The organism is Lacinutrix sp. MedPE-SW, assembly GCF_001874145.1.
In the GTDB taxonomy this organism is placed as follows: Bacteria; Bacteroidota; Bacteroidia; order Flavobacteriales; family Flavobacteriaceae; genus Lacinutrix.
In genome coordinates this window covers 26,657-41,669 of the sequence record NZ_MPCX01000009.1, presented here as the reverse complement: position 1 = coordinate 41,669, position 15,013 = coordinate 26,657, and the positions used below count along the sequence as shown (strand labels likewise).

14 protein-coding genes are annotated in these 15,013 nt (G+C 32.5%); 5 read left to right on the top strand and 9 right to left on the bottom strand.

Annotation, left to right across the window (positions count from 1 at the left end):
- The first annotated feature begins 8 nt into the window (after nucleotides 1-8).
- The 3 genes from BM549_RS09570 to BM549_RS09560 are packed head-to-tail and all read left to right on the top strand — an operon-like array spanning nucleotide 9 to nucleotide 2,332.
- Nucleotides 9-455, top strand: coding sequence for a Mov34/MPN/PAD-1 family protein (locus BM549_RS09570; RefSeq protein ID WP_290470060.1), 447 nt, complete (start codon nucleotides 9-11; stop codon nucleotides 453-455).
- Entirely contained in the window at nucleotides 448-1,275 is an 828-nt protein-coding gene (locus tag BM549_RS09565) for a DUF6602 domain-containing protein (protein WP_290470059.1), read from the top strand. The genes BM549_RS09570 and BM549_RS09565 overlap by 8 nt, the downstream gene beginning before the upstream one ends.
- Complete coding sequence (locus BM549_RS09560; RefSeq protein ID WP_290470058.1) at nucleotides 1,262-2,332, top strand: hypothetical protein; 1,071 nt, start codon at nucleotides 1,262-1,264, stop codon at nucleotides 2,330-2,332. Before BM549_RS09565 ends, BM549_RS09560 begins: the two co-directional genes overlap by 14 nt.
- Here the strand turns inward: BM549_RS09560 and BM549_RS09555 are convergent.
- Nucleotides 2,329-2,550, bottom strand: a complete 222-nt coding sequence (locus BM549_RS09555) for a helix-turn-helix transcriptional regulator (RefSeq protein WP_290470057.1) — start codon at nucleotides 2,548-2,550, stop codon at nucleotides 2,329-2,331. The two genes, BM549_RS09560 and BM549_RS09555, sit on opposite strands and share 4 nt — an antisense overlap.
- A gap of 93 nt (nucleotides 2,551-2,643) precedes the next feature.
- On the opposite strand from BM549_RS09555, the gene BM549_RS09550 reads away from it, so the two are divergent.
- Both BM549_RS09550 and BM549_RS09545 read left to right on the top strand, forming a co-directional pair.
- The gene (locus BM549_RS09550) at nucleotides 2,644-3,195 is read left to right on the top strand and encodes a hypothetical protein (protein WP_290470056.1); all 552 of its coding nucleotides are present in this window, start codon (nucleotides 2,644-2,646) and stop codon (nucleotides 3,193-3,195) included.
- 11 nt (nucleotides 3,196-3,206) lie between these two features.
- Nucleotides 3,207-3,815: a hypothetical protein gene (locus BM549_RS09545; RefSeq protein ID WP_290470055.1), complete on the top strand. Its 609-nt coding sequence runs from the start codon at nucleotides 3,207-3,209 to the stop codon at nucleotides 3,813-3,815.
- A 26-nt stretch (nucleotides 3,816-3,841) separates the two neighbouring features.
- Here BM549_RS09545 and BM549_RS09540 read toward each other — a convergent pair whose 3' ends face one another.
- The 8 genes from BM549_RS09540 to BM549_RS09505 form a co-directional block, all read right to left on the bottom strand.
- The gene (locus BM549_RS09540; protein WP_290470054.1) at nucleotides 3,842-4,564 is read right to left on the bottom strand and encodes a recombinase family protein; all 723 of its coding nucleotides are present in this window, start codon (nucleotides 4,562-4,564) and stop codon (nucleotides 3,842-3,844) included.
- Complete coding sequence (locus BM549_RS09535; RefSeq protein WP_290470053.1) at nucleotides 4,564-4,863, bottom strand: hypothetical protein; 300 nt, start codon at nucleotides 4,861-4,863, stop codon at nucleotides 4,564-4,566. Before BM549_RS09535 ends, BM549_RS09540 begins: the two co-directional genes overlap by 1 nt.
- A 96-nt stretch (nucleotides 4,864-4,959) precedes the next feature.
- Nucleotides 4,960-5,595 (bottom strand): hypothetical protein, encoded by a 636-nt coding sequence (locus BM549_RS09530; protein WP_290470052.1) that lies wholly within the window; start codon nucleotides 5,593-5,595, stop codon nucleotides 4,960-4,962.
- 7 nt (nucleotides 5,596-5,602) lie between these two features.
- Nucleotides 5,603-7,411, bottom strand: a complete 1,809-nt coding sequence (locus tag BM549_RS09525; protein WP_290470051.1) for a DUF262 domain-containing protein — start codon at nucleotides 7,409-7,411, stop codon at nucleotides 5,603-5,605.
- Nucleotides 7,412-7,415: 4 nt separating this feature from the next.
- Nucleotides 7,416-9,440 (bottom strand): BREX system Lon protease-like protein BrxL, encoded by a 2,025-nt coding sequence (gene brxL / locus BM549_RS09520; RefSeq protein ID WP_290470050.1) that lies wholly within the window; start codon nucleotides 9,438-9,440, stop codon nucleotides 7,416-7,418.
- 3 nt (nucleotides 9,441-9,443) lie between these two features.
- Nucleotides 9,444-11,939: a BREX-1 system phosphatase PglZ type A gene (gene pglZ / locus BM549_RS09515; protein WP_290470049.1), complete on the bottom strand. Its 2,496-nt coding sequence runs from the start codon at nucleotides 11,937-11,939 to the stop codon at nucleotides 9,444-9,446.
- Nucleotides 11,932-13,944 (bottom strand): hypothetical protein, encoded by a 2,013-nt coding sequence (locus BM549_RS09510; RefSeq protein ID WP_290470048.1) that lies wholly within the window; start codon nucleotides 13,942-13,944, stop codon nucleotides 11,932-11,934. Before BM549_RS09510 ends, pglZ begins: the two co-directional genes overlap by 8 nt.
- Nucleotides 13,945-13,953: 9 nt before the next feature.
- Nucleotides 13,954-15,009 carry a 3'-5' exonuclease gene (locus tag BM549_RS09505; RefSeq protein ID WP_290470047.1) on the bottom strand — a complete coding sequence of 352 codons (1,056 nt, stop codon included), beginning with the start codon at nucleotides 15,007-15,009 and terminating at the stop codon, nucleotides 13,954-13,956.
- Between the last annotated feature and the right edge of the window lie 4 nt (nucleotides 15,010-15,013).

The window sequence follows — 15,013 nt, the reverse complement described above, 5'->3', positions numbered from 1 at the left end:
ATTTAAATATGGACGTTGAGGTACAAATTCCTAAGGGACTTCTAAATAAAATTGTAGATGCTGGAATAAAAATGTACCCAAAAGAATACGGTGGCTTTTTAATTGGTTTCTATTCTGAAGATTTTAAAACACTACACATAACAGAAACCATATTACCTAGTGAATACAGGAACTCAAAATACTCATTTGAACGCAGTGCAAAGGGAATAAAGGGAGAATTAAAAAGATTGTATAGTCTAAATCCTAAACAGCATTATGTAGGTGAATGGCATACACATCCAGACAATAGCACCCAATTCAGTATAACCGACCTCAATGCCATGATAGAAATAGCAGAATGTAAAACCGTTGGAATAAACAATCCAACTCTAATGATATTAAGCATCAATAAATCGAGGTTAAACGATTTTGAATTCTATGTGTATAATGATAAAAAACTTTTAAGATATGAGTAAAGTAGACTTACAAACTCTTTTTGCTGGATTACAAAATCAAATGGTAGCTCAGTTAAACACAAGTAGAGCCAATATTACCCACCAAGGTGCAAAAGGAGATGCTTTGGAAAACGCTTGGATTGAATGGTTAAAAAAATATCTTCCTAATCGATATAGTGTAGACAAAGCAATTGTAATAGACTCAGAAGGTAATACAAGTCACCAAATTGATATTGTGATTTATGATAACTGGTTCACTCCTTTTATTTTCTCACAAAATGGTTTTCATTACATTCCAGCTGAGGGTGTTTATGCAGTATTTGAAGTGAAACCAGATATACAGGGTCACGTAGATGAAAAGTCATTTATCGAATATTCTGCTGAAAAAATCGAGAGTGTTAGGCAGCTTAAACGTACAAGTACAGATATGATAAATTCTGGTAGAAAATTTCCACCACGTCCGCTTACAAAAATCGTTGGTGGCATCTTAACTAGTACGAATACATTTTCTCATAACAATGATAATAAGACAATTAAAGCTCACTTGGCAAACCAAAAAGAACTTAGAAGTATTGATATGGGATGTATTGCAGATTATGGCTGTTTTGTTGTTGATTATGAGCCAAATGAAGAGATTATGGAAACTGGAATAGATAAATTCATAGAGCATTATCAAAACAGAAACATAAAAAGCATCAATTTTAGTAAAACTGAAAATTCGTTGGTGACTTTCTTTTTGCAACTTACGAGATATTTACAGCAAGCCATCGGTACAATCGCAGCAATTGATTTAAATTCATACTTGTCAACAATTGGAGAAACTTTAGATGAAGAAATCTAGCAAAGAAAATTTACAATTAGGAGCTATAATAGGTGGAATTTTAGGACTGATTATTAATGGTTCACAACAACTAGACAACAAAAATCCACAACAAAAATTTGATTATCAGTCATTTGTTCTAGCAGGGACAATAGGTGCTATTATTGGCTTAACGAGTGCAAGTGTGCTTAATCTGATTATGTCTATTTTTTCAACAAGAAAAGAAATAATTGATGAAGCGGATGAGATTTCATATTTGGTTAGTGCTATAGGTTCCTACACACCCGATGAAATAGATAAAGAAGTCCTAATAAAAGGGAGAAAAGTAAAATCAGCACTAAAAAATAAGTTTGCCAAAGACATTCTAGGCAATGTATCGTATCAAGGTTCGGTTAAACAGGGTACTGCAATAAGTGGTCTATCAGATTTAGATATTAGAATACAATTCAAGAAAACTAGTTTTCCTAGCGAGAGCAAAATGTATAACACAGTTTACAATTTCTTCAAGTACCATTTTAAGGATTCTGAACTAAAAGACGTGAGAAAACAAAAAGTTTCCATAGGCTTAATTTATAAGATAGATGAACACGAAGAGATAATAGATGTCGTTCCAGCTCTTAGAACAGACTTTGTAAGAGGTAAGAATGATTATACCCTTTTCAAAAATCCTGAATTATGTGAAGGTAGTTGGAAACTCAAGATGAATCCTAAAAAACAGGAAGAATTTGGAACTTTCCAGAAAGATAAAATTGATATAATTAAATTACTAAAGCTTCTTAAGACAGAGGTTCAACTGCCTATAAAATCGATACTTTTAAAAGAATTCACGAAAAAAGCTTTCGAGAAAAATTCATTTATCCCAAATGGTTTAAATGAAAGATTACTTATGACATTAGAATTTATCAGAGATAATATAGAAACCATAAACATCAAAGCTCCTGACAATGTTCGAATATCTTTAACGGATAACCTAACTAGTAAAGAAAGGAAATCTATTAAAGTGAAAATTGATAGAGTGATTTGCGATTTACTGGATGATAGAAGGAATTTTACAGAGTATTTTCCTGAGAGAGTTTAGTCTTTTAAAAACTCTTCAACCTCAACACCTATAGCATCAGCTAGCTTCTTTAATGTTAAAAGAGTTGGGTTTTGTCTGCCGTTCTCAATACTGGACAGATAGGGTTTGTCCATTTTAAGTTCAACACATACGTCAACTTGCGTAAGCTTTTTACGTCTTCTAGCTTTAGCTATATTTTGCCCTATTGTAAATAAATATTCCTTGTCTGCTTCAATCATTTGAAGTCAAGATGCTGAATATTACATTTTATAAGGTTACGATAAATCGTAACATTTTGTATATTGGTGTTTTTTTACCAATCTGATTATAATATGAAAAAAAGAGTTTTTAAAGCAATAAAAATTATAATAGCTATTGTTGTAGTGGTAATAGCTATTAAGGCATACTCTCATTACACCCAACCAAAAACACGTAGTGACCATTACACTATAAAAAATTATGATAAGCCAAGAAGTAATACTTCATCCAACGAAAACTATAATACCCAGAACAATAGAAATAATAAGACATACTGTAATTTACCTAGTAGCGAAACCATCAAATATTTGACAACATCCAACTTTACGTTGAATGGTAACGGTTATGTAAAATTTGACACGAAGTATAACCTTAGTACAGGCGCAAAGCAACCGAGTAGATTTATTGTCTCTGGTGGTGGATATAGATTAGAAGGCGATTGGTATTTATCGACAAATGGTAGAATAGCCATTGCGGATTATCGGGTAGTTTCTGGGTCGTTCGATGCTTCAAATAATAGCAAAAGTCGTGGTTCATTGAACATCGAATGCAACGGCAATTTAAAAGGTATTCTAGTTGATTATAACGGAAATAATACTGATTTATTCATCAAACGTTCAAACTAAAACTAACAACAATGATATATTTTATTCGAACTAACAAAACTAGACTAGCTTACATACTTCCAATTTTAGCATTAACTCTTTTAAGTTCATGTTCATCCAAAGGTGATGAATATTTAGGGTTTTGGGTAGATAAAAGCAGAGAGGAAAAAGTAATCTACATCACCGAACAACAGGAAAATTATTTGGTTGATTTTTACGGAGAAACTAGAGTTCCTGCAAGATTAAATGAAGGAATGTTAGATATATCAATATTTAACAAAACAGTTTCTGCACTTATTGATGAAAATGATGTAATGGTTTTAAGTAATGCAGGTAGCGACAATGAATATATAAGGCTAGATAAATCTAATAATTTCCAGATTGTAGAATTTCGGGATTGTGAGATGAAACCAATCGATAACAATCGAGATGATGTGAATATTATTTTTAATAATTTAGAGCCATTTCCTACAAACAGCAAAAGAATAAAGAAAATGGGTGTTCCGCTTTGCATTGAAGATTCAAACGGCAGCATAATATCCAACCCAAAATATCAAGGTAAAAAATTTGTTATTAGATGGAAACAGGATAATAGTTTGCAAATGAAACCGCTGATAAAATATTTGATGAAAGTAGAATAAATAAGCCATAATTGATATCAAGGAGCTTATTTATCAGTACATTTTACATATAACCTCTGCACCTGTATAGCGTGAAACTGCTTTCCTGTTCTGGTTGTATATTGTAACTTATTAAGCTTATCCGCTATTTGCTGGAAGGTCAAGCCCTCTTTTCGAGCTGAACATATAATATCCTTAGCTTGAATGTTAGCTTTATTGGTTCTGGCGTTCTCTTTAATCTTCTCAACTCCGAGTTTTTGGAATTCCCCAAAACCATTAGGATTTCCTAAACGAACTTTACCATCTACCATCTTCATTTGAGAACCATCCTTATTAGTATAGTCTCCTCTCGCTATCTTTTCTTTCTTGACCCTTAATGCATCTTTAATTCTTGTTGAGATAACAGAAGCTTCGTGTTCCGCAATGACCGACAGCAATTGGATTGTAAGTTTGTTTGCTTCTGGGTTATCACAACATACAAAGTCGATACCACCATTAAAAAGAGCTGAAGTAAATTCTACATCCCTTGAAAGCCTGTCGAGCTTTGCAACCACTAGAGTAGCTTTTTCTTTTTTGGCTAACTCAATAGCTTTATAAATTTCTTTACGCTTCTTTTTACGGGTTCCTGTTTCAACTTCGGTAAACTCACCTATGATTTCACCTTTGCCTCCAGTATGACGAAGAACAGCATTTTTCTGAGCTTGCAGACCAAGCCCAGATTTACCTTGCTTTTGAGTACTTACTCTATAGTATGCTACAAACTTCTTCATTAAGCAGCTTCTTTACCTTCGATATAGTCTATCACATCTACTAGCATATCACAATAAACACCGTGACGAACTTTTACAACCTCAACATCTTCATTTATAAAAGAAACTGTATACTCATCTAAATATGTAAGTTCTATAGTTACCCAACCTTGATGTTTAAGACCATTAACTTTAAATCGTAAACCACCTTGAAATTCTTTTGACTTTGGTAGTGCTACAAAGTTTCTAGCTCCCCAAGCCATAAGAGCCATTTTGTCTAGATATTTAATTTGTCCTAAAATAGTTTTTGCGATTTCCATAATTCTGATTTTTTGTCTTTCAAATTTTGTAAAATACAAATAACCAGGTTTTTATAACAAATTGCAAACATTAGTTAGCGATTTGTTATAAATATTTTATTTTGACTTTTGAACCCTTTTATTTCTATTAGTATGTTTGGTTAAGAAGTGTTTTTTAGATACATCAAGCTTTACATTTGCAAATGGTAAATAATTTGCAAAATTTTCTATCTCATAAAATGATTTTCCAGTAGATAGCTCAACGAATTTCATTAACATTTTAAATTCTACTTCTCTTGGATTTTGAGCTTGCGCATAATAGACGGAAACATTATTTAAACAACTTAATAGTTTTAACCAGTAACCACCAGTATGCGGCCCTTTCTGACCTACCTTATGAGAGTAAAACTGTTTTATCCTTTTTTGTAGCGGATTTGTAGGCGATGATGATTCACCTATATACAGTATATTCTCGTTTGGGTTCCAAAATTGCTTCAAATATTGCTTTACCTGTTCCTTCTTCGTCACTTTTTCTCCATTAATTTGTAAGTCGGTTGCTTGACTCAGCCAGTATGAAAAAGTATCGTCACAAATCTCAAAATTGAAGGGATGAGGTTCTTTGTCATTGGGATTGGATGTCAATGCTAGTACGTAAACACCATTATAATTTGCATCTAGAGGATGATTCCAACTGAAAGAACCTTTGGGTTTAAGTCTAAATTCTTCAAATAATTCCGCTACAGAAACTGCCATAATTCAATTAGCTAAATAAGTAGTTTTCAATTTTCCTAATTTCAGTTTCCTTTCTTGCTAGTGCTTGTTCCAAGCCCCATTCAGGATATTTAGAGTTTAATCCCTTTACACATTTAAAATAACTAGTACTATACTCTTTTACCTTTTCACCATATGATTTATTGCTAATTTTCCTGTTTATATTCCTTTCAAGTAAAACAAGATTACCAATAGAATGGAGATTTTCTCCCCATTTATTTTTTATAGATTCTCTTTCATCAATATTCTCATCATTAAATGATTGTATGTGTTCTATATCGTTAGGAAACTTTTGAGAGTGAAAAAGTCTTTCTCGTCTTTCATTTATATCAATGTCAGAATTTAAATCCTCTTCTAATAAAGCAGATAATCTACATATTAGGTTTTTCTTTTTCGCATTATAAACAATATTTCCATTTAGTTTACTCAAGAAAACTTCTTTACCATTTATATCGTGATAAGGTACTAATCCAGAAATTTTATCTTCCAACCTTTTAATTAAATCATTTAAAGGTTTTTCATCAACTATTAAGTCATCTATTAATTTATAAGTAAAAGTATATATGTTATTAATCGCTTTATCAAAGTAGATACTGTAAAGTATGAATAACTTACTCAGTTTATTAATAAAACGAAAAACATCATTTGGATTCTCATTAAATCGGTACAAGAAAATAATAACTATTTTCCAAAATCTACTATATCTAGACCACCAAACAAAAGACATTAAACTTGCATCTTCAAGCGTTGGATATAATAGATTTTCCCATTGAAACCTAGCCTCAATAACTCTGTCAATGTCAGTTAAAATTAATTCAACCTCATTAATTTTAGTGAAGTTCTCCCATTGGTAAAGATTAAATAGACTATCAAATAAACGGTCAAAGAAAGTAGTGGTACCTAAAGAGAAAAGAACATTAGGTAAATTATATCTTGAAATAAGTATGTCTTGATAAATACTTAAGATTTCAGTGAATGATATATTTATCTCATTAACCCTATTATAATTGTCAACTTTAGCATAGAGATTGTTAATTTTATCAAATGCGGTTTCTTCCTGCTTCTTTTTGTCCTTCAAATATTCATACATTCTAATCTTGAAGACGTCACTTCCATTTAAGTCAAGTCCTGTAGTGTTAATAGCATCAAATATTTGAAGTGTTTTAGAAAGCCCCGCAACAGTTTCAATAACCACAAAATAAACATTAGAATAGAGGTGATTTACAAAACCATCTATATCAAAATCATTTCTGTTGCCTTCGTCATTTTTAATACCACCTTCTATTAAATTATTTATTATAAGGGCATTTGTAATATATGGATTTAGGTTGTTTGTGCTTGCTTCTGGTAAAGAATTAAGATTAAGGAAATGTGATAAATTCTTTTGTTGCTCTCCACTATTTACTTTGGTTTCTAACCAATCAAAATCTAACTGATTCAATTCTTTATTCTGGCTAAATTTCTGAGAAAGTATTTTTAAGAAGATGAATAATGTTGTTAATCGCTGTTGACCGTCAACTACCTCTTGAATTATAGAACCATTTTCTAATTTTCTTTGACCAGATAATTGCATCGTACCGATAAACATAGGTTCTGGTTCTGAGTTTCTATCAAAGCCGTAAAATGACCGAAATATATCAGAAATGAATTTATCAATTTGCTCTTCGTTCCAAGAGTAGGGTCTTTGGTAAACAGGTATAATATATTTTATAGAACTATTGAGTATTACATCCTTTTCAGATGTTTGATTATGCTTAATCGTATATGTTTTGGCTTTTATTGAAAATTTGTTTTCCATTAATCTAGTTTTCAACAAAAGTCACCTCACAAGCTTTACATAAACGTTTTTCTTGCAAGTATTCATTAATATCATACCATCCACCTGTTTTTTGCCAAATATCCAGCCCTCGCCCTAGAATGACCTTCCAGCCGTTATCTAAAATGATGGAACGGTCATGAATGAAATCATCAAACTCGTAAGTAAAAATAATTCCTATTCCTTCCAGTGAATATTGCATTTGTTTGAAGGCTTCTTTAGCATCTTCAATATAATCTTCATTATTTGCTGTTACTAGATGAAGCTTGACCTCAACATCTGGGTCTTTCTTTTCAGAAAGTAGCTTAGCAAATTCCATAAAGTTTCTCAATTGGTAGGGAAGTCGCACATATGGGTCTATTACTTTTACATCAGTAGCGCCTACCAGATAAGCACCGAATAGTAAGTCATATGAAATACCAGATTGGTTGTCTCGTATTATTTTTTGTCCACCTGAAAGCTCGATTGGTTTTGGTTGAAGTGCCTCAACCATATCTTTATTAGAAACGTCTGAAGTCTCAACCTGATTAATAGTGTTTAAATTTCCTCCGCCATTCTCAATTACTTCCAAGGTTTCTACATTTACTACTTCACCTGAACTTTTAATGGTATAACTAAAATCTACAGGTTGTTCCAAGAAGGTTTCATCCATCTTCTCAAGCTGTTGCTTTACACGCTTTCTATTTTCTATGGCAAAATCTAACAGCTCTTTAGCCTCATCCTCATCAAAATCTCCTTGCGGATATATGACTTTGATTAATCCAGCAAATGTCTTTTCAATAGCTGTTTTATCACGAGTAGTGATAGAGTTAGATAACTCAAAAAACTGCGTATACTCATTGGTTCTATCTTCCTTACGTAGCCCTCTTAGGATTTCAGCTAGATAATCAACTATAAAACCATAGTCAGAACTAAACATTTCATTACGCAATTTGAGCACTTCCCAACCTGGTAAATAAGCGTGCATTCTATCTAAAAAGGCAGTGTCATAGTAGTCCTTTGGTAACGCTTCAAAAAGGTCACTATGCTTAAGCATATAGGGAACTGAATGGTCTGTATTACCCACAAACACCATTGACGCTGAAGCTCCATATTGTTGTGTTCCTCTTGAGAAGAACTTGTTTGCCATATAATTCTTTAAGATGTCTACTAAACCTCTATCAGACCTTTTGGTTTTTCCAGCAAACTCATCATAAGCCACAACATCCCAATAGCCAACCAAACCTATTTCTCCAGTGCTATTATTTACAAAGAGTTTAGCTTTGGAAACTTCTCCACCTGATATAAGCATTCCGTGTGGTGATAATTCTGAAAATATATGAGATTTACCTGTTCCTTTTGGCCCCAATTCGATGAGGTTATAATTGTTTTCTACAAATGGAACTAATCGTGTTAATTGTAAGAGTTTAGAACGTTTGGTAAACTCATCTGGGTTTAGACCTATCGATTGCATCAATACATCCATCCACTCATCTGTCGTAAATTGCTGTCTTGCACTTTTGTATTCTTCTATATCTACATTAGATATTTGAATGGGCTTAATACTTTCTATTATCCAAGGAACGGTTCCTTTTTCATCTGAAGAATAGTATGCTAAGGTCAAAATACACCAAACTCCGCTTGAGAGTAGTTTTTTATGTTCTTTAATGACGTCACTGGAAATCGGAATACGACTTAGTCCAAGATTTGCAAAAGATGCTTCATACTGGTCTTTAACGTCATTAAGTCTTACAGAAACTTTATCTATAATTCTATGCGACCCTTTTTCTTTAACTGTAGATTTGATGAGGTTAGCTTCATCTCTATGTACGAAGTGTTTTGATATTATATTCTTAACGGTTTCTACGCCCTGATTAATGGTTTCTTCATCATCTGTAGCGCAATATTGACCTAAAAGGTACTCCAATACGTAAGTAGGTACAATTGCATTTCCTTTAACCAATTGGGTTAAGTCTTTTCTAACTACTTTTCCTTCAAAGTGCTCATTAAGTTTTATATCTAGTTCCTTCATATCTTATATGTCATCAAAGTCGTTAGTAAATGATATGTTTAGTGTGTAAAAGAAGCTTTGGTATTCTTTCCACTTTGTGGTTCCTTCTACAGGTTCTTCTAAAACTAATTTTACACGTTGGTTCTTATACTTTCCACTGGCTTTAGACATCAATTGGAAACGATGTTTTACCTCTCGTTGTCTTTCACTTCCTTCATCTATATCAAAATTGTAGGTAAACAAATCACTTAATCGTTCTCCATCTTCTGCATAAATGGCAGCTCTAATGGTTCTTCGTAATACTTGCTCAGTAACTAGATTAGATTGGATGAATGAAACTGCAAGAATATTTGTAGTAATTCTATCTGTAGATTTAATAATATCAATATCTACTTGAGATGTGGTGTCTTGACGTTTTTTACTCACTTTAAGCAACGGAATAACAATTTCCTGCATCGTAGCTCCACCGTGAACAAATCGTGAACCAGCTCCGCTTATTCTCAATCTATTTACAGATTTTGGTATCAATACATCTACATTCGTATCAATATTTAACTCAGAACCTTTAAAGGCTTTTGTGGTGTCATCACCTTTTAGGTCTTGACCAATAACAAAGCGTCTATTTTCTTTCCAAATGGTTCCTGAATGCCTTGAGGTTACAAAATCACTTTCATCTAAATCACTATGTTGGTAGATATAACCGTGGTCTGCGGTAATCATCATATTGTTTCCGTTCATATTAGCAATCTTCTTCATCATATCCATCAAGAAATCGAACTCTTGTTCTACAGCATCAAAAACTCGTTCTTCAGTAGCTTTATCGTCACCTGTTTTGTCTATTCTATTGTGATAGATGTAGATGAGGTCGTATTGCTTTACAAAAGCTCTTCCCTCTTTATTCGCATTCATATTCATAAAGTCATCTGCCTTAATTGCAGTAGCTCTTACACCTGAATTTGTTGCTAAAATTTTAGAACGTCCCTTGGTTCCAGCACTTGACATTCCATCAATGAGTATGGTATCTGTTTTCGCTTTAAGCGAAATACTACTATGCGGTAATAAAGAAGCCATTCCTAATTGAGTGTAGCAAGGCAAACTACTTACCATATGCTCTATGGACGACTCGTACCTATTTTCCGATTGTAATCTTCTACTTAATTCTGCGCCATTCTCATAACGTAAGGCATCTGAAATAATAACAAATAAACGTTGTTTCTTCTTTGCAAATGGTTGTACGTGTTGTTCAAAAAAGCGTTGTTGACTATAGGGTTCTTGAGTAGGCCATACAGTCAAGTCATCTACTACTTTTTGCCAGTTGTTGTTATATTTTAACAACCAATCGTTAGCATAGACCTTTTCTATTTTTTCTGCTAGCGTTGCAAGTATTCTGTTTTGTTTTGATTGTTTAAAGCTCCAAACAAACTTTCTATAGGCTTGGTCTACTTCATACAATTCTGAAGCATAACTTTCTATCCCATCACTAAAATTTGAATAGGTAGTTCCGTTGTATTTACGGATGAGATGTAAGGTCTCCGCACCATATTCTAAACCATTATATAAAGCTTTTGAAGTAGCATACCAATATTTATTTTCTCTTTGTTTTTTAAACTGAACTACTTTGTCATAAGCAATACCTTCTTCTGCGATGAGGTTGACTAAATCGTAAATAATCTTTTTATCGCTTAAGCGAAACAAATCGTCGTTTATAATAGCTGAAATTTCTGCTTGTTGCATTTTGGTTTCTACGTCAATGTCAGTCGCGATTTTATCTGAAACCGCACCAAAGCTTTCTCGATATTGAATGGTATCCTTCCAAAGAGCAATGAGTAAACGAGATTCTTTAGTCAATTCTGAAGGACGACCTAAACTAAAGCTGTGGTTAAAGACTTCTAATAGGAAATCGTAAATAGATGGTTCTTCTGCTACATAGTTAAATGCATATTTAATTTTTCCCCAGTAGTAGCTTTTTAAACTAAAGCGGTCTAAGTCTTTATCAAACTTCTCGTTACCATCTATAAATGCTGCACTATGTGAGTGTATAAACGTACTAAGATTTACATAATCTGTATTGAATAACACTGCTAGCATTTTACTACGGATGTCTTCGTGCTCATCTCCAGCACCCAGCAACTCTTTAAGCTTGTTCCTGCGGTCTTTGGCTTTAAAAAATTCAATATGCTCAGCAATCAGTTCTTTTAAATGATAACCTAAACCTATTTCTTGTAAGAACATTGCTTCTTGGTCTGTATGGAATAGATGATGTGCTAGTTCTATATCTAGTAGCCAGTTTTCTTCGTTACTAGGTTTCTTGCCTGTGAAGTAGAGTAAGAACTTATCTTTTGGTTTTTGTTTCGTGATAATATGCTTTACTTCAAACTCATTTTTGTTGACGTGAATTTTCTCTACATCAGATATGGAAAGTGTATCAAAATCTTCGATGAAGTCTTTCTTTTCATCATACCAGAAAATGACTCTATGGTCTTGAAACCGTTTTATTAATGCTTCTTTTATCTTACTCACCTTTAGTTATAAATTTTAAAAATTCTGAAATAGCTAATTCAATCTTAGCTTTTCCGAAGCCTTTTAAATACCCTTTTGATTTCTTATTTGATATTATTTTTTCAAATTCTTTTGCTTTGTACGAGCTATCTGAAAAGACACCTCCAATATCATTTTCCATCATTGTATCATAACATTCTCCAAGTGCTTCTACCCATTCTGTTTTTTTACCTAGCTCTTTATTATTTTTAAGCATTTGGTCAAATGTTATTTTAACCATATTATTCTTTTCTGGATTCTTATTTTTTTCATTAGAAATATTCCATTCAAAAACTGGAGATTTTGTTTCTGATAATTTCTTAGTTCCTAAAAAGTTGCTAAGCATATTTTCATCTAAACTTTTATTGAGAGTAACATTCGCAGTATAGTTAGCTAGTAAGTTCATAACCTCTGTACTTGAATCTATAGAGGATAATAAAATTTTTGAAAGGTTAGCATAACCGTATGCAGAACCCCAAAGTGCATAGGTCATTCCATAATTTTGATACTTGTTTTTCTCCATAAAATCTTGAAGCTTATCCATTGCTTGATAACGTGATAAAAAACAAGCTAGTGATTGTAGGGCGTTGTTTGTTGTTTCACTAATTTTAAAACCAACTCCAACAGTTTTTAAACTTTTATACAAACGTCTTAAAAACTCTAATTCTTCAGACTCCTGTTTAAAATTTTTCTTTAATTCTTCACCAATATGCTGGATAATATCTAATCGCGTTTGTGCAATTTCATCAGTTGTTGAGAGTTCTAGTCGTGATAATAATTCGTTGCTTATTACACTAAAAGTTTCTTTTTCATCATTGTTAAAGCCTTCCAACTTATAACCAACTATGGAATAATCTTTACCAGTTACAAACGGAATGGTATCAAATGAACTAGATAATGCTACTTCTTTTTCATAGTCAGATATTTTGGCATTAATCAATACTCTGTATTCGTTGAAGGAATCATCTAAAGCTTTGTAAAGACTAAAAGAATTATATCTGACAAATGATTTAGCTTTCTGGATTAATACTTCCATTAGCTCATCAATTGCATATAACTCTGTGTTTCTCTCTTTTAGGAAACTAGCAACAATTGAATAGATTGAATTTCTTGTCTTGTTGTAGTTTATGGCTTTGAATTCTTTAATTTGAGCAGCATCAATTGCAAATGTTTTAATTAAGGCATTATCAACTTCTAACTCTTCATTCCCACCAAATAGGATACTGATTTTATCTTTTAGTCCTATTAGGTAATCAAGTTCATTTTTAATTCTGACCTTGTCTACTTTTCCTTTCTTAGAATCACTGGATAATACCGAGAATTCATTCATCAATACTGAAAAGGAATTAATAAAGTCTTGAAAATATCTTTTCCCTTCAGTAAGTTCGCTAGGTTGTTCTTTTAGTTTACCTGAAACAAAACCGTAAACAAGCCCTTTTAATTTATTTAGCTTCTGGTCTTTTATAATTTGGTTTTGATTATAGTTTTTATAATCTCGAATATTATCTAAAATAGTCTCATTCCAATCGATAGTTTCAAAATTGTAATCTGTAACCAAGCAGAAATTTTTTAAGTATAAATCTGCGTGCTTTATCTCTAAACTCCTTTTGGTTCCTGCTGCTAACTTCTTTCTATCCTCTTCATTTTTAGCAATAAAAAAACATTCCTTCCAGTTTATATGAATGGAAGCATCTGTCTGTAAAACGGTTACATTATCTGTTGCAAACGCTTTATGGTCTGCTGGAATATAAGATTCTGGAACAGCTAAGTAAATAGGATATTCTTCTCTATCACTTTTAGGTGTTTCTATAGCAACCACCTTAGTATAAGCGAGAATAGAGTTAGGTAATGGATTTGCGTTAATGCGCTCAAACCTTCTAAAACCAAAACCTCTTTTTTCATAAAAAGACGCTGGTGATATACTTTCTGAAGATAGAATATTATTAAAGTTTAAACTGTTAACTGGTATAAATAAATAGTTTTCCATTGCTTTCTATTAAAATGGTAAATCGTCGTCATCTTCAGTTAAATCCACAATCTCAAATAGTGTTTTTGGAATTGGCTCTAGTAAATCTGTTAATGTATTTGTATACATCACAAATAAATCTTGATATGTTCGTGTTAATGCGACATAGAGAGGATTTAAGTTTCTTTTATTAATAAGACCTTCTGAACAACTAGGTATAAATACAGCCTCAAATTGTAAACCTTTAGCACTGTGATACGTAAGAATTTTAGGGTTTTCACTATGAAAGTTTAAAGAAAACTTAGTATTATCTGGCCAAGAGATATCATATTTTGCTTCTACTCTAAAGTTTATATCCTTATAATACTCGTCAGCAGATTTTACAAGTTGGTTATCTGGAAATAAAATACCAACATCTGTATAACCTCTTTCTTCTATAGTATCTTTAATAAAATTTAGTTGTTGAGCCCAATCATCAGCTTTTACTAAAAATGGCTTATTTGCTCCTTCTTTTGTACATCTACTTTCTAAAGAATCTCCTGTTTCATTAATATATTCGGCAACACGCCCTATTTTTTTAGGCAACCTATGGTTAAGTACTAATTGCTCCATTGGTAATGAGGTATGATAAGCAATTTGCTCCATCGTCATTAAATCTGGCTTAAGACCTTTGTAAACCTGTTGTGCTGAATCTCCAAACAATATAAATGCTTTGTTTGCAGATTTTTGCAGTTCTGATAATTCATCTTTTGTAAAATCCTGTACCTCATCAATAATCACATAGTCTGCTTTAGGCTGATTAAGTCTATTTTTCCAATGCCAATGATGTACAACCTTGCTTTGCGCTAAACCTACTTCATTAACACCATCGTTAACAAACTGTCTTAAAGCCTTGGTATATACTACAACATAATAGCTCCCAAGTTCTGCATCATCTATTTCTCTAGCTTTCCAGAGAGCGAGTACTGTTTTACCAGAACCAGCACATCCTTTAACCACAAAGGAATTGTTTATTTTCTTCTGAATTATTGGTGTCTGGTAATCATCTAATTCTGATTCATTAATGTACCAAGCTTCTTTAGCCATAATA

Coding starts and splice junctions, on each gene's coding strand:
- BM549_RS09570 (WP_290470060.1), top strand. CDS start 9: ATGGACGTTGAGGTACAAATTCCTAAGGGACTTCTAAATAAAATTGTA.
- BM549_RS09565 (WP_290470059.1), top strand. CDS start 448: ATGAGTAAAGTAGACTTACAAACTCTTTTTGCTGGATTACAAAATCAA.
- BM549_RS09560 (WP_290470058.1), top strand. CDS start 1,262: ATGAAGAAATCTAGCAAAGAAAATTTACAATTAGGAGCTATAATAGGT.
- BM549_RS09555 (WP_290470057.1), bottom strand. CDS start 2,550: ATGATTGAAGCAGACAAGGAATATTTATTTACAATAGGGCAAAATATA.
- BM549_RS09550 (WP_290470056.1), top strand. CDS start 2,644: ATGAAAAAAAGAGTTTTTAAAGCAATAAAAATTATAATAGCTATTGTT.
- BM549_RS09545 (WP_290470055.1), top strand. CDS start 3,207: ATGATATATTTTATTCGAACTAACAAAACTAGACTAGCTTACATACTT.
- BM549_RS09540 (WP_290470054.1), bottom strand. CDS start 4,564: ATGAAGAAGTTTGTAGCATACTATAGAGTAAGTACTCAAAAGCAAGGT.
- BM549_RS09535 (WP_290470053.1), bottom strand. CDS start 4,863: ATGGAAATCGCAAAAACTATTTTAGGACAAATTAAATATCTAGACAAA.
- BM549_RS09530 (WP_290470052.1), bottom strand. CDS start 5,595: ATGGCAGTTTCTGTAGCGGAATTATTTGAAGAATTTAGACTTAAACCC.
- BM549_RS09525 (WP_290470051.1), bottom strand. CDS start 7,411: ATGGAAAACAAATTTTCAATAAAAGCCAAAACATATACGATTAAGCAT.
- brxL (WP_290470050.1), bottom strand. CDS start 9,440: ATGAAGGAACTAGATATAAAACTTAATGAGCACTTTGAAGGAAAAGTA.
- BM549_RS09510 (WP_290470048.1), bottom strand. CDS start 13,944: ATGGAAAACTATTTATTTATACCAGTTAACAGTTTAAACTTTAATAAT.
- BM549_RS09505 (WP_290470047.1), bottom strand. CDS start 15,009: ATGGCTAAAGAAGCTTGGTACATTAATGAATCAGAATTAGATGATTAC.